At 36.9% G+C, this 16,204-nt stretch carries 10 protein-coding genes, 1 tRNA gene and 1 pseudogene; 3 read left to right on the forward strand and 9 right to left on the reverse strand.

All coding sequences use genetic code 11. The features are described 5' to 3' along the window. Window positions 1-203 precede the first annotated feature (203 nt). A pseudogene (locus BGO84_RS17445) lies at window positions 204-1,376 on the reverse strand (site-specific integrase); the annotation flags it as partial. Window positions 1,377-1,673: 297 nt separating this feature from the next. Beyond that, window positions 1,674-1,747 (reverse strand) — tRNA-Asp (locus BGO84_RS17450). A 443-nt stretch (window positions 1,748-2,190) separates the two neighbouring features. Between BGO84_RS17450 and BGO84_RS17455 the strand changes: the two genes are divergently transcribed. Genes BGO84_RS17455 through BGO84_RS17465 form a run of 3 tightly spaced genes read left to right on the forward strand, consistent with a single transcriptional unit; the run spans window position 2,191 to window position 4,791 of the window. Then, a complete protein-coding gene (locus tag BGO84_RS17455; RefSeq protein WP_291031058.1) occupies window positions 2,191-2,919 on the forward strand; it encodes a hypothetical protein in 729 nt (242 codons plus the stop codon). A 41-nt stretch (window positions 2,920-2,960) separates the two neighbouring features. Beyond that, the gene (locus tag BGO84_RS17460) at window positions 2,961-3,329 is read left to right on the forward strand and encodes a P-II family nitrogen regulator (RefSeq protein ID WP_135106111.1); all 369 of its coding nucleotides are present in this window, start codon (window positions 2,961-2,963) and stop codon (window positions 3,327-3,329) included. A gap of 37 nt (window positions 3,330-3,366) precedes the next feature. Further along, window positions 3,367-4,791, forward strand: coding sequence for an ammonium transporter (locus tag BGO84_RS17465; protein ID WP_291031059.1), 1,425 nt, complete (start codon window positions 3,367-3,369; stop codon window positions 4,789-4,791). A gap of 98 nt (window positions 4,792-4,889) precedes the next feature. On the opposite strand, the gene BGO84_RS17470 is transcribed toward BGO84_RS17465, so the two are convergent. The 7 genes from BGO84_RS17470 to secA all read right to left on the reverse strand — a co-directional run bounded on the left by BGO84_RS17470 (window position 4,890) and on the right by secA (window position 16,179). Beyond that, window positions 4,890-5,225 (reverse strand): YegP family protein, encoded by a 336-nt coding sequence (locus tag BGO84_RS17470; RefSeq protein ID WP_006843962.1) that lies wholly within the window; start codon window positions 5,223-5,225, stop codon window positions 4,890-4,892. Between the two features lie 156 nt (window positions 5,226-5,381). Beyond that, window positions 5,382-6,344, reverse strand: coding sequence for an ROK family protein (locus tag BGO84_RS17475; protein WP_135106107.1), 963 nt, complete (start codon window positions 6,342-6,344; stop codon window positions 5,382-5,384). A 112-nt stretch (window positions 6,345-6,456) separates the two neighbouring features. Next, window positions 6,457-7,554 (reverse strand): methylmalonyl Co-A mutase-associated GTPase MeaB, encoded by a 1,098-nt coding sequence (gene meaB, locus BGO84_RS17480; protein ID WP_291031061.1) that lies wholly within the window; start codon window positions 7,552-7,554, stop codon window positions 6,457-6,459. Between the two features lie 234 nt (window positions 7,555-7,788). After that, complete coding sequence (locus BGO84_RS17485; RefSeq protein WP_291031063.1) at window positions 7,789-8,571, reverse strand: universal stress protein; 783 nt, start codon at window positions 8,569-8,571, stop codon at window positions 7,789-7,791. Between the two features lie 182 nt (window positions 8,572-8,753). After that, window positions 8,754-10,046 carry a hypothetical protein gene (locus BGO84_RS17490; protein WP_291031065.1) on the reverse strand — a complete coding sequence of 431 codons (1,293 nt, stop codon included), beginning with the start codon at window positions 10,044-10,046 and terminating at the stop codon, window positions 8,754-8,756. A 22-nt stretch (window positions 10,047-10,068) separates the two neighbouring features. After that, window positions 10,069-12,669, reverse strand: coding sequence for a DNA gyrase subunit A (gyrA, locus tag BGO84_RS17495; RefSeq protein WP_291031067.1), 2,601 nt, complete (start codon window positions 12,667-12,669; stop codon window positions 10,069-10,071). Between the two features lie 192 nt (window positions 12,670-12,861). After that, the gene (gene secA / locus BGO84_RS17500) at window positions 12,862-16,179 is read right to left on the reverse strand and encodes a preprotein translocase subunit SecA (RefSeq protein WP_291031069.1); all 3,318 of its coding nucleotides are present in this window, start codon (window positions 16,177-16,179) and stop codon (window positions 12,862-12,864) included. Window positions 16,180-16,204: the final 25 nt, after the last annotated feature.

Genomic DNA, 16,204 nt, shown 5'->3' on the forward strand with positions numbered 1-16,204 from the left:
TTTTCCCAAAGAGAAGTCTTTTCTTCTTCTGAAAGGCTCTGCCAAATCAAGGACATGCGTTTTTCTCGTTCATTATCGGAAGATAGGGTGGTAGGAAGGTTGAACAGGTGCATTTTTTCATTCAAAGAAAGGCATTCAAACAGGCTGTCTAACTTCGATTTGGATTTTGTTTTTGTACTTTCCAACTTTTCTGCAAAAGAAGCCATATCATTACTGACTTTAGTATCCGTAATTTTGGCATAAATTTGAGTTGTTTTGATGTTGGTATGTCCCAACATCTTACTCACGCTTTCAATGGATACACCCTTGCTAAGTGTCAGAGTAGCAAATGAATGGCGTGCTAAATGAAATGTTAACTCTTTCTCAATACCGCACAATCCGCCGATTTCTTTGAGATATTCATTCATTTTTTGATTGCTCGGAACAGGAAGCACCATTTTGTTCGGTAACTTGCCTTCGTATTTTTCTATAATCTGTTTTGGAATATCCAGTAGGGGAACATTGAAGTTTACGCCCGTTTTTTCTCGCTTTCCCATTATCCATAGGTTGCCATCGAAAGAAGTCCGAATATTGGTTTCCCGTAAGTTCTTAACATCAATGTAGGCAAGTCCAGTCCAACAACTGAACACAAAAATATCCCTGACCTGTTCCAAGCGTTTAGTGGTAAACTCTTTTTGCATGATAGTTTCGATTTGTTCATGCGTCAAGTAGCCCTTGTCAACTTTCTGAAACCTTATTTTATAGTTGGCGAATGGGTCTATGTGAATCCATCCATTATTTTTTGCAGATATAATAATGGTGCGAAATCGCTGCATGAATTTAGCTGTTGTATTCGGGCCGCAGTTGCACGAAGTCATCAAGAATATCTCAAAGTCACATAAGAACATGTGATTGATTTCTTTCAGCGAAATGTCCGATACACTGTATTTCTCTTGGATAAATCGGGTAAGGTGTTTACGGGCAATCTCATACTTTTGAAGTGTTCCTTTTGACCGACTGATACCAACTAACTTTTCTACGTCTTCGTTATGACGCTTGAATAGTTCTAATATGGTCTGTTGTTTGACTTCAATACCAAGAAAAATGTTTTTCACACGTTCGGCATTAACATCGTTCTCACGTGTCTGTAAGTCGTAGTAAACTTTATAGATACTTGCTTTGATTGTGTCCAAAAGAGAATTGATTGCCATTGCCTCTTTTGTCTTTCCGCTTGCTTTTGCGGCTTTAGAATCCCAAGAATCGGGATGAATGTCTGACTTGGTATTGAAACGGGTTGCTTGTCCGTCAACCGTAATGCGACACCAAATTGGAACTGTGCCGTCTGCTTTCTGTTTGTCTCTTTTCAGGTAGAAAAGAATTCGGAATGTAGATTTCATAAACTCAAATTTTAATGAAACAAAATTACTTGTAACTGATTAAATTTGAGTTCTATATGCAGTGCCAATTCACGACAACAGACTGCCAATTTTGGACAAACTGTACCCCCTTGTATTTGAAATGCCGTACCCCCAAGGCAAAAAATAAAAAGGGGTACACTTTGAATCTACGAATTTGGCGTTTCTTGGCTTATTTTTGTCTTTCGACCCAGACAGTTTAAACGCAAAAAACCCTCCAAATTCACTGAATTTGAAGGGTTTGTCTTACTTCTGTCGCCTATTGTCTTAGGCTACCAGCGGTATGGACGGGACTCGAACCCGCGACCCCCTGCGTGACAGGCAGGTATTCTAACCAACTGAACTACCACACCATTTTATTTTTGCTTTTTTATTAGCAGCATTTCCTCTCAAATGCGATGCAAAGATAGGATAAGGATTTGAATCCTGCAATAGATTTACAAAGATTTTTTAGAATAAAATTTAACATCATTGTGTTTCAAAGGATTAAAAATAAAGAAAAATTATCGGCTTAAGTATTCTATGAAAATTTAAATGGAAAAATATAAATAAATAAAAAAGTTTACGAGAATTGATACTTAAAAAAGTAGCAACATAAACAACATTTACAATATTGATATCTACCAAATTTATGACTTCACTAAATATTTTTTGAAATATTTTACACTTTATTTTGATTTATAAAATATTTTGTCATATTTTTGCAAATAAATAAACCAAAAAGAAACTCATAACCCATATATCTAATCAAAATGAATAATAAAGATTAATTTTAATATCTTTAAATATTTTGATTATGGAAACTCTAATTTTAGGTAAAAAAGGTTGTCTGGCTATAGTATTATTTGCTTTCCTCTCTACTTTATCCGTAAAATCGCAATCAGTTAATATTGATTTCGGAGCCGATTTAGTAAGTTCCTATGCATGGCGCGGTTATAAGCAAGCCGGAGCCAGTTTTCAACCAACATTAAGTGCTAGTGTAAATGGATTCTCACTAGGAGCATGGGCTTCTACAGATTTTACTAGCGAAAATGGTAAAAAAGAAGTAGACTTTACTGCCGCATACGAAAATAGCGGATTTAAAATTGCTGTTACAGATTACTGGTGGGATGGAGAAGGCCAGTATCGATATTTGAGTAGCCCTCAAGGAAGTAACAATGGACATTATTTAGAAACATCATTAGGCTATACACTGCCCGAATCATTCCCTTTAAATGTTACATGGAATACATTCCTATTAGGCAAAGGAAATAAGAAAGAAGATGGTAAAAATTCTTATTCTACTTACATCGAGTTAGCTTATCCATTCTCAGTTGCGGGAATAGACATGGGAATATCAACAGGATTCACACCTTGGGAAAGTGCTGTTTATGGAACAAATGGATTCAATTTCACTTCTATATATTTAAAAGCATCCAAAAGTTTAAAAGTTACAGACTCATTTTCTTTACCAATATTTGGGCATATCATCTGCAACCCAAATCTTGAAGATATACATTTTGTATTTGGTATGTCTTTTAAGTAAGAACCTCCTTATTATAAATAAAACACTTTATCATTTTTTATATGAAAAAAATTGAAGCAATCGTTCGCAAATCAAAATTTAATGAAGTCCGCCGAGCATTACATGAAGCAGATATCGACTTTTTGTCATGGTGGGAAGTCAATGGACAGGGAAGTGCCCGTCAAGGTTTAATATTCAGAGGTATAGCATATGATGTAAATACAATAGAACGTATCTATATCGCTTTTGTTGTGAGAAATATAAATGTAGAAAAATCAATTAATGCCATTTTAGGTTCAGCTTTTACAGGCGAAAGCGGAGATGGTAGAATATTCGTATCGGCAATAGAACAATCAATCCGTATACGCACCGGAGACCATGGTGACGAAGCCTTGTACGACAAGGATGAAGAGGATGAAGAGAGTAAATAAAGATTAGGTTAAAAAGCTTTAGGTAAAAAATAAAAATATGAAACATCGATTATTCAAATACGTCACTATTATATTGTTTATAGCTATGGTTTTACCCACAGCTGTATGGGCACAGGATTCTCTTACAACTGTTGCTGACTCTTTAAAAACAACAATGGCTATTCCCGTAGAAGCTGTAGCAGCAGCTACGGAAGAACCTACAGTTTTAAATTCAGGGAATACTGCATGGATTATAGTAGCTACTGTGCTTGTTATGATGATGACAATTCCCGGGTTAGCATTATTCTATGGAGGTCTTGTTCGTCAAAAAAATATTTTGAGCATCCTTATGCAGTGCCTTATGGCTACCGGTATAATTAGTATTATCTGGGTAGCTTTTGGCTACAGTTGGGTATTTGGTACTAGCTTTATGGATTCCGGCAGTCCTCTAGGTCAAATTATCGGAGGATTTGATAAGGCATTTTTACATGGTATAAAATTAGACACATATATGAGCGGAGTTGGCATTCCTGAGATTTTGTTTGCCTTATTCCAGTGTATGTTTGCAGTTATCACTCCGGCTTTGATTATTGGTGCCTTTGCTGAAAGAATCAAGTTTTCGGGTTATGTGGTTTTTATCATCCTATGGTCAATCATCGTTTACAACCCAATGGCTCACTGGGTATGGGGCGGTGGATGGCTAATGAAAATGGGTGCCATTGACTTTGCCGGAGGAACTGTGGTACATATCAATGCCGGTATATCTGCTCTTGTTATGGCTATCATGTTAGGACGCCGAAAAGGATACAGAACAATAGGTCATCCTTTTACACCGCATAACATCCCATTTGTATTCATAGGTACATCTCTACTATGGCTCGGATGGTTTGGATTTAATGCAGGTAGTGGACTTGCAGCTGACGGATTGGCAGCAAATGCATTCCTTGTAACTCATTTAGCTACATCTGCAGCAGCTGTGATATGGATGGCTCTGGAATGGATTCTTTATAAAAAGCCAACTATTGTAGGATTTTGTACAGGTGCTGTTGCAGGGCTTGTAGCAATAACTCCCGCAGCAGGAACTGCTGATGTGCTCGGAGCTTTTGCCATAGGAGGAATTTCTGCTTTAGTATGTTTCTTTATGGTTGCTTATGTAAAACCAAAACTTAAATACGACGATTCTTTAGATGCTTTTGGTGTACACGGTATCGGTGGTATAGTTGGATCTATACTTACCGGGGTATTTGCCACACGAGCTATCACCGGCCCGGAGGGCGTTCAAGGAGCATTATACGGAGATTGGAATCAATTATGGATACAGGTTGTTGCAACTGGAGCTTCAGTTGTATACAGTGCTGTTCTAACATTCATACTATTCTTTATTGTTAATAAAACTATTGGACTGAGGGTAAGCAAAGATGACGAGTCTACCGGACTTGACATATCTCAACATGGAGAAATTGCTTACAGCGAAGAAGAATAACTAGAAATCGCACTATTAAACACAGAAAATGTACCATGCAAAGAAAATATCTTTGCATGGCATTTTTTTTTCTAAAAAGAGGGTAGGGGGCTTATTCTTTACTCTGCACTCAGATCTACAACTTCAGCATCAGGTGCGTTTTTAACAACAGATGCAATACCGTTATCGCGGCTAGCTACACTTTCGTATAATTCGCTCGTTCCTATAATCTGCCCATTCGTAGCTTTTAGATTAAAATATGGTTTACCATTTTTTGATTCTAGTTTCTCAAACCGAGATTCAACCTGGCTATTTTTTCTTACAGATTCAATGCCATTTTTGCAGTTTTCTTTTTTTGTGTATCCTTCACTACTTAATATAACTTGTCCATTGCCTGCTTTAAGATTAAACTGGAATTCACCATTCTTTCTCTTCGAAATTTCAAATTTTCCCATTTTGTTGTGTTTTAAAAGTTCATATTAAAGTAAAACACTAGTTTATTATAAAAAGTTTATTATCAACCTCTATTCAACTATAATAAATTACTGATAAAAAAATAGCAGTAGAAAAAAATCTACTGCTACATATATACTTTCTATTTATAGAACTTTTTAATAGTCTTTTACTTCCCAACCTAAAGCACTTGCACCAAGTACGGCGGCATCGCTTTCTTTAAGCTCAGACATTAAAAGTTTAATTTTGTTACGGAATATAGGCAACATATTTTCTTCCATATGCTTGCGCACAGGATCAAAAATAAATTTGCTTGATTTGGTTAATCCTCCAAATAGTATGATCGCTTCGGGACTAGAGAATGCTACAAAATCTGCAAACGCCTCTCCAAGCATCTGACCGGTAAACTCAAAAATTTCTTTTGCCAAAACATCACCTTTCACAGCAGCATCGTACACATCTTTTGATGTTATTTCGTTCGGATCAAGTTCTCTTAATAAACTTGGGTCTTTTCTTGTTTCAAGAAACTCTCTCGCTGTGCGTGCTACACCAGTAGCAGAACTATATGTTTCAAGGCAACCTTTCTTACCACAACCACACATACGTCCATTACGTTGAATTGTAGTATGACCTAGTTCGCCTGCAAATCCATCGTGGCCGTATACCAATTGACCATTTACTACGATACCACTACCAACGCCTGTACCTAGTGTAATAACAATAAAATCTTTCATTCCACGAGCTGCTCCATAAGTCATTTCACCTATAGCCGCTGCATTCGCGTCATTGGTTAATGCCACAGGTACATTTAGTTTGTCTGTCAGCATCTGAGCCAATGGAATAACACCTTTCCATGGAAGATTAGGTGCAAATTCGATACAACCTGTAAAGTAATTTCCGTTTGGAGCTCCAACTCCAATACCTTTGATATTGCTTGATCCTCCAACCTGATCTATAATTTCTTGAACTCCGGCTGAGAGATTTGTTACATATTCGTTGATTTCTTTATAAGCACCAGTTTTGATAGAACCCTGATTAATGATGTGTCCACGTTTGTCTACAACACCAAAAACAGAATTGGTTCCACCAATATCAATCCCAATAGCATATGGTTTCTCCATGATTTATATTAATGTTAATTCAACAATGAAATTATTTCTATTAAAGTGTACAAATATAATGATTTCTAAGAAAATATTCGGTTATAAATCTGCAATAATATACGTTTCCTTATCATTTAGATATCTTCTGATAAATATCTAAGACTTTATTAGCAGCAGCAAATGAGCTTATCTGGGAATTAAGTACTTGTTCTTCACATACCCTTAATTCCTTTTGTATGACAGCATTGTTATAAAAATTATTTTTTAACCGTTCGTTTATCGTTTCATACATCCAATAGCGAGATTGATCGTTACGTTTATGCTCAAAATAACCATTTTCTTTGACAAATACAATATATTCATCAATCATATTCCATACTTCATCTATACCTATCTCATAATATCCGGAGTAAGTCAAGACTTTAGGCACCCATCCTGATTCCGGCAGAGGAAATAGGTGTAAAGCATTCTTAAAATGGGACTGTGCTAAACGAGACTTCTCTATATTATTACCATCAGCCTTGTTTATAACAATTCCGTCGGCCATCTCCATTATACCACGCTTGATACCTTGCAATTCATCTCCGGTTCCGGCTAATTGTATAAGTAAAAAGAAATCGACCATAGAGTGTACAGCTGTTTCAGACTGCCCAACACCAACTGTTTCTATTATAATACGGTCAAATCCAGCAGCTTCACAGAGTATAATCGTTTCTCTCGTCTTGCGAGCTACACCACCTAAGGACCCGGCAGAAGGGGAGGGGCGTATAAACGCATTTTTTTCAACAGACAAACGTTCCATACGAGTCTTATCTCCAAGTATACTTCCTTTAGTCAATTCACTTGATGGATCTATAGCAAGAACGGCTAGTTTATTATTTTTTTTCAGAATATGCATTCCAAATGCATCAATAGAAGTACTTTTTCCGGCTCCGGGTACACCTGTAATACCAATTCGAACAGAATCGCCTGTATATGGCAAACATTTTTCTATAACTTCTTGTGCTATAGCCTGATGTTCTGGTTTAGAACTTTCAATAAGTGTAACTGCCTGTCCAAGAATAGATATATTTCCCTTGCGAATACCATCAACATATTCAGACACAGAATACGTTTTGCGTTTAAATTTCTTGAAGCTATTTAGATAAGGATTAATAGTCGGTTGCTCTGAAGTGCCTTTATTTACACTTAATCCTTGAAATTGTTCATCGTTCTCAATATGATCCATAAATTCTATTTTTGAATGCTAGTGAATAGATTTTTATAAAATCTAGAATTATAATCAAAGATAACTAAAAAAGAGAGAGGCGATATAACTTGAGTTTGTAATAATAGATTTTAAATACACAATTAAACATAATAGTAATTATATAACAAATGATAGCGTTTTAAATTTGGCTATCATTCGCTATGCTATTTCTAAGATTCTATCTAAAGATAATAAGAGCAACATCAGAATTTATTAGAACCTTTCTAGATATACTAGGCAAAAAGATTCTACCAAAAAAAAAGCTATATTCTGAAAATCAAGAGTATTTTCAATCGTAAAGTTCTCCGGAATAGCCATCACAGGCACATTGGTCATCTCAATTATATCAGCCGTTACATTCCCTACTACATTCCTCTTATTGTTACTTAAACCTTTAGTACCTAAGACTAGTAAGAATGGTTTATATTCTTCTACAAAGTTTTCTATCTCTTCACTAATGAGTCCTTCACGTAACGAATATGAATAATTTATAGGAGGAAATTTTTTTTGTGTAATTTTTTCATCTATTTCATTACAAAAATCAAGCATTCTCCGTCTAGCTACACTTAGTACATCACTTTCATCATCTTTGTTTAAATTATCAGCAAATGGGAATGTAATTGGAAAATGTACCCGATATACATGCAGTATTTTCACTTTAGCATTCGTTTGTTGCGCTATGGTAAATGCTGCATGACAAGCCTTTATTGAGTAACTGGAAAAGTCTACAGCGACTAGAATGCGTTTTCGTCCGTCATCTATTTTAGAGATCTTCTCATCATCATATCTGAATAGTTTTTTATTTTCAATTACAGATATGGCATTCATTAAATCTTCTTTATCTACACGTACGGCCAACCCCAGGCTTGTATCGTCAGCATTTTGCGAAACATTCACAAGATGTGTGTTAATACCCCTTTCTTCCAAAACCTGCTTTAAGATATAAGCTTTCTGAGGAGTATGTATCGCTATTGTTACTAATTTATCTTCTTTCATGTCTTTACCTATTTAAAGTTCGCTTCTAACAAATTTACAAAAAACTATCCACAATAAAAGTGATAAATAGCCTCAATATTAACAAGAAGCAATAAAGTTTCACCTTATTTAAACATATGATAAAACAAAAGCGTCCGGAACTTTTTAGTTCCGGACGCTTATTATTATTTATAGTATAAATATTATTGCTTATCTGATATACCTAGCTCTTTTTGAACTGCTTCATATTCAGCTGATTTATCTATATTCAATAGACTCAAGTTATAATATACATTTTGTAATTTCATTAATGCAGGTTTGATATCTAAATCAAAATCAGCACCTCTGGCTTTCAACAAATCTCTATATTTTTCAAGATATGGTAAAGATTTCTGATAAAAATCTGCAGTTTGCTTATCTAACTGTGCTTGTTCACTTCTACTATTTGTTTGACCAGCTTTTTCTTTTACATCCTGAGCCTGAAGTATATACAACACGCCTAAGCCTTCAAGGGCTTTCTCACAGTTAGCATCAGCAGCGATAGCTTGTAGATATGCAGGTTCTGCACTTGCATAATTTTTTTGCTCAGCATACAATGATGCTTTTACTCCTATCAATTCACAAGTATTGCTTGGATCGTTAGCAATCGCTTGATCCAAATAAGCCATAGCTTCTGCCGTCTTGCCTCCTCTAATGAACTCATTGATCAAGTTTGGTGTGAAATATTTATTACCAGGGAATTTCTTAGCACCATCATTCAATACTTGTACAAACGCAAGACTATCATTTACTTGTTGGTATTCACTAGCTAAGAGTTCATATGCATCACTTTCCTTATAAGTACTGTTCTGAACGTAAGGTTCAGCGATAATCTTCTTCAATAGTTTGATAGAACGGTCATGATCAGCCGATTGGATAGAGCTAATAACAGCATAATATTTGATAGTCTGATAAACACTATCTTGTGTATTGAAGTCACCTTTTGTATCTTCAAACATAGCTAAAGAAGGAAGTTCCCAGTATCTTTCAAAAAAGTCAGTTGCTCTCTTAAAGTCTCTCTTCTCGTTATAGTACACACCTCCATTAATATAGAACCTGTGTCCATCTCTCATATTTTTAACAATATCCTTTCTGAACTTGTTCTTTACCTGTCCTTTTTCATTTGGTATCTGACCTAGTTCATCAGCTTTGATATATGGATCATACATATTGTAAAGTCCAATATACATCTTTTCTTCATTCCCTCCTTTACCGGTGATCTCTTTTTGCATTTCTAAAGTTCGTTCATCATCAAACGCTTTGTACTCGATATCACCTGCTATTTTCCATGTTTCAGGATCATTCACAGTTTCAGGATTAGTGAGTGCGGGTTTGATTAATTCTCTTGCTTCATCAACGTTCTTCATTGCGGATTTTGCATCTTTCACAGCTTTTTTCTGGGCAAAAGAGAATCCTGCAAATATGCATAATGCTATTAATAATAAACTTCGCTTCATAATTATTTTTTTAGTTCATATATCAGTTATTTATTTCCTCATTTTCATCCAGGGTTGAGCTATTCTGGGTATCTTCATCCAACTCTATTTCGGCAAGTTCAATATCTTCTTCATCTTCGGAATCGACCTTACAAACAGATGCTATTTCATCATTTCGTTTTCCTAAATTTATCAGTCTAACGCCCTGTGTAGCACGTCCCATAGTGCGAATATCTGAAACTTTTAGACGAATTGTAATACCAGACTTGTTAATTATCATTAAATCGTTATCATCAGTAACACTATTTATAGAAACGAGCTTACCGGTCTTATCTGTTATATTCAATGTTTTAACACCCTTACCTCCCCTACTGGTTATACGATATACAGGAATAATATTGCCATCTTCATCAAAAAGATCATTTCCTTCTTCGTCTTTATCATTCAGATTAGTACGTTTTCCATATCCCTGCTCTGAAACCACCATGATAGTATGAGTTTTCTGATCTTCTTTAGACATAGCCAACATTCCTATCACTTCGTCTTGTCCATCTTCATCGATACGCATACCCCTTACTCCGGTAGCAGTACGACCCATCTCACGAACATCTGATTCATGGAAACGAATTGCTCGTCCATTACGATTTGCTATGAGAATTTCACTGTCTCCATCAGTCATCAAGACTTCAATCACTCTGTCATCTTCACGAATAGTAATTGCGTTGACCCCATTCTGGCGAGGACGAGAATATGCTTCAAGTCTGGTTTTCTTGATAACTCCTGCTTTTGTACAGAATACAAGGTAATGGCTATTAATGTAATCAGTATCACTAAATCCTCTGACACGAATAAATGCCGTAACCTTATCGTCCGATTCAATATTCAGCAAGTTCTGTATAGCCCTTCCTTTTGAATTCTTGGTTCCTTCCGGAATATCAAATACACGCAACCAAAAACATTTACCTTTTTGAGTAAATAATAATATATAGTTGTGCATCGATGCCGGATAGATGTGTTCAATAAAATCTGCGTCACGTGTTTCAGAACCTTTAGCTCCTACTCCACCTCTGTTTTGTGCACGGAACTCGGTAAGAGGTGTACGTTTGATATATCCGAAATGAGATACTGTTATAATCATCTCATCATTTGCATAGAAGTCTTCAGGATTCAGTTCTTCAGATGCATATACAATCTCTGTACGACGAGCATCACCATATTTATTCTTTATTTCTATCAGTTCATCTTTGATTACCTGCATCCGAAGATCTTCGTTCGATAGGATTTCGTTCAGGTAAGCAATTAGTTTCTGTATTTCGTCATATTCATTACGAAGTTTATCTTGTTCAAGTCCGGTTAATTGACGCAAACGCATTTCAACGATTGCACGAGACTGTATCTCGCTCAGGTTGAATCTATTCATCAAACTTTCAATAGCTTCCTGAGGCGATTTAGAAGCCCTTATAAGAGCTATTACTTCGTCTATATTATCTGATGCAATTATTAATCCTTCCAGAATATGAGCACGCTCTTCGGCCTTACGTAAATCGTATGTAGTTCTGCGGATAACAACATCTATTCTGTGTTCAACGAATAATGATATCATATCCTTAAGATTCAACGTTCTAGGACGTCCCTTTACCAAAGCAATATTATTAACACTAAATGAAGATTGTAGAGCTGTAAGCTTATACAATTTATTTAGCACAACATTCGCATTAGCATCACGCTTGATATCTACAACGATACGCATTCCTTGGCGGTCAGACTCGTCGTTAACATTACTGATACCATCCAATCTTTTTTCTCCGACCAGGTCAGCTATATGCTTGATTAATTCAGCTTTATTTACCAGATAAGGAATTTCGGTAATTACTATTTTTTCATGATTACCTTCTGTCTCTATTTCGGCACGACCGCGCATAACAACACGTCCTCGCCCTGTTTCAAAAGCATCTCTTACTCCTTGATAACCATATATAAACCCTCCTGATGGAAAATCAGGAGCTTTGATATATTGCATCAAACCATCTGTATCGATATCTCTATCGTCTATATATGCTACAATAGCATCAATAGACTCTGTCATATTGTGAGGAGCCATATTCGTAGCCATCCCAACAGCAATACCCGAAGCTCCATTTATAAGCAAATTAGGTATACGTGTAGGAAGCACTGTCGGCTCTTGCAACGTATCGTCGAAGTTTAATTGAAAATCAACAGTTTCCTTGTCAATATCTTTAAGCATTTCTTCGGCCAAACGACTTAACCTGGCCTCTGTATAACGCATGGCGGCGGGACTATCACCATCTACACTCCCCATATTACCCTGTCCATCTACCAAAAGGTAACGCATGCTCCATTCTTGGGCCATACGCACCATTGCAAAATAGACAGAAGAGTCTCCATGTGGGTGATACTTACCTAACACTTCCCCTACAATCCTTGCGGATTTCTTGTGCGGTTTGTTTGACGTATTACCTAGCTCACTCATACCATAAAGGATACGACGGTGAACAGGCTTAAATCCATCTCTTACATCGGGTAATGCACGGGATACAATTACTGACATAGAATAGTCGATATATGCCGACTTCATTTCGTCTTCAATATTGATCCTGATAATTCTGTCCTCTGTTTCTGCCATTATCTTAAGTTAAAATTTTTATTTTCAAATATTTGTAAAGTACATTTACACTTTGTTTTTCTGACAATTAAAAAACATGCTAAGATACAAATTTTGTTTGTATTAGAAAACATAATAACATAAAAAAAGCCCGACAGAAACTTACTTGTCGGGCTTTTCATTATTATAAATATATCAAGTATTTACTTCCGATTATTCATTTCTTCCATGACAGTTTTTATACTTTTTCCCACTGCCACAAAAACAAGGATCATTGCGCCCCGGCTTTTTGTCTACTTGTATAGGAGCTGTAACTCTTGGCCGTTCCTGAGCTGCTTGCCCTTGCCCCGGAGCCGAAGCTCTTTGTTGTCCATCTTCTATATCATTACGTTCGGTACGGTAACGGCTATAGTCAGTCTTTTGTTCCGGTTCTGCCTGACGTACTTGTTCCGGTTCACGAACAGGTATCTGTCCACGCATAAGAATTGTTACAGCTTTACTATTTATGCTGTTTAACATACTCTTAAACAGATTGAAAGACTCAAGTTTATAAATCAATAATGGGTCTTTTTGTTCATAGCTGGCATTCTGAACGGATTGGCGCAAATCGTCCATTTCACGAAGATGTTCTTTCCACTCTTCATCGATTGTATGAAGGACTATTGATTTTTCAAAAGATTTGATCACATCTTTAGATTGTGTTTCGTATGCCTCTTTCAGATTACAAGAGATATTATAAACACGTCTTCCGTCTGAGATAGGAATAAGAATGTTCTCGAACTTATCACCTTGCTCTTCGTAAACCTGTTTGATTACCGGATTGGCAATTTCGGCTAAACGATCCATCTTATGTTTGAAGTTCTGGATAGCCTTATCATATATCATATCGGTCAATGTATCAGGCTTGGTAGAACGGAATGTCGCTTCATCAACAGGTGGCTCTGTCGTAAACAAACGTAACATATCAACCGTCAATCCTTCATAATCAAGATTATCGGCATGTTGCTCTGTTAAACTCACAGCCGTATCATATATCATATTCACGATATCGATACCAATACGTTCTCCCATAAGAGCATGACGGCGACGTTTGTACACAACTTCACGTTGAGAATTCATTACATCATCATATTCCAACAAGCGTTTACGAATACCAAAGTTGTTTTCTTCTACTTTCTTCTGAGCTCTTTCTACAGACTTGCTAAGCATATTATGCTCAAGCATTTCTCCTTCTTTGAAGCCCATACGGTCCATCATTCCGGCAATACGTTCCGATGCGAACAAACGCATCAAATCATCTTCTAACGAGATGTAGAATACGGATGACCCCGGGTCACCCTGACGTCCTGCACGACCTCTCAACTGACGGTCGACACGACGAGACTCATGTCTTTCTGTACCGATAATCGCCAACCCTCCTGCTTCTTTCACACTTGGTGCAAGCTTGATGTCGGTACCACGACCGGCCATGTTTGTTGCTATAGTAACAGCTCCCGGTTGTCCGGCAAGAGCTACGACTTCAGCTTCACGCTGGTGCAACTTAGCATTCAATACATTATGCTTAATCTTACGCATGGTAAGCATCTTACCCAGCAACTCAGAGATTTCGACAGATGTTGTACCCACAAGTACAGCACGACCTTCCCCTACCAGTTTTTCTATTTCTTGTATAACCGCAGTATATTTTTCGCGTTTTGTTTTATATATACGGTCATTCATATCCTTACGCGCGATCGGTCTATTGGTAGGAATTACAACCACATCCAATTTGTAAATGTTCCACAACTCACCTGCTTCTGTCTCAGCTGTACCGGTCATACCCGAAAGCTTATGATACATACGGAAATAGTTCTGTAATGTAATAGTTGCAAATGTCTGTGTTGCAGCTTCTACTTTAACACGCTCTTTAGCCTCTATCGCTTGGTGTAATCCGTCCGAATAGCGGCGACCATCCATAATACGTCCTGTTTGCTCATCAACAATCATTACCTTATTATCGATAACCACATATTCATCATCTCTATCGAATAAAGCATAAGCTTTTAGCAACTGATTGACTGTATGTACTCGTTCCGACTTGATAGAATAGTTTTGCATCAACTCGTCTTTCTTTTCTGCTTTTTGGCTGTCAGTAAGCGATTGATTTTCCAAGTCTGATAATAAAGACCCGATATCAGGCAAAACAAAGAACAAAGGGTCATCTGAATTACCTGTAAGCAAATCGATACCTTTATCTGTGAGCTCTATGCTGTTATTTTTTTCGTCTATAGTGAAATAAAGATCATCTGTAACAATGTGCATATTACGCATTTGTTCGCTCATATAATGCTCTTCAGTCTTCAACATGGATGCCTTTATACCCGGCTCACTAAGGAACTTGATAAGAGGTTTGTTCTTTGGTAACCCTTTGAATGAACGATATAACAACAACGATCCTTCTTCTTGCTCTTTCTTATCACTGGAAGCCATTTTTGCTTTTGCTTCAGCCAGTAATTTAGTACAAAGATCTCGTTGTGCTTTTACGATAATCTCTACACGTGGACGAAATTCTTCAAACAACTGTTGTTCACCCCTAGGTACAGGCCCGGAAATAATCAATGGTGTACGAGCATCGTCAATCAATACGGAGTCAACCTCGTCAACAATCGCATAGTTATGCTTGCGTTGAACAAGATCTGACGGATTGATTGCCATATTGTCACGTAGATAATCGAAACCAAACTCATTGTTTGTCCCGAAAGTAATATCTGCTTGGTATGCTTTACGACGGCCTTCTGAGTTAGGCTGATGTTTATCGATACAATCTACAGAAAGTCCGTTAAACATGTAAATTGGTCCCATCCACTCAGAGTCACGTTTTGCCAGATAGTCATTCACCGTAACCACATGCACACCATTACCAGTAAGTGCATTAAGGAATACAGGCAAAGTACCTACCAGTGTTTTACCTTCCCCTGTAGCCATTTCGGCGATTTTACCTTTATGAAGCACAACACCACCAAACAGCTGTACATCATAATGGATCATATTCCATTGTATTTCTGTACCTCCTGCTTGCCAGTGATTTTGATATATAGCTTTATCTTCATCAATACGCACGAAGTCATGATCTACAGCCAACTCTCTATCAAACTCTGTGGCTGTAACTATAATCTCTTCATTCTCAGTCAAACGGCGAGCGGTCTCTTTTACAATAGAAAAAGCTTCGGGAAGTACTTCGTCTAATACTTTCTCATACTTGTCTGTTATTTCTTTTTCCAGCTTATCTACTTCTACCCATACATCCTCACGTTGATCAATATCCAGTGATTCGATATTGGCTTTGAGTTCTGCTATTTTATTCTTTTCTGCTGCTACGTACTCCTGAACTTTTTGTCTGATCTCCATTGTCTTTGCACGCAATTCATCGTGTGACAGACGTTCAATAGAAGGATATACAGCTTTGATACGGTCTACATACGGATTGATTTCTTTTAAGTCTCTTTGAGACTTATTTCCGAATAATGATGTTAAAATGTCAGCGAATCCCATATATTTAGTTAGTTTATTTTCTTTT

The sequence above is a fragment of the Dysgonomonas sp. 37-18 genome (assembly GCF_001899125.1).
Taxonomy (GTDB): domain Bacteria; phylum Bacteroidota; class Bacteroidia; order Bacteroidales; family Dysgonomonadaceae; genus Dysgonomonas.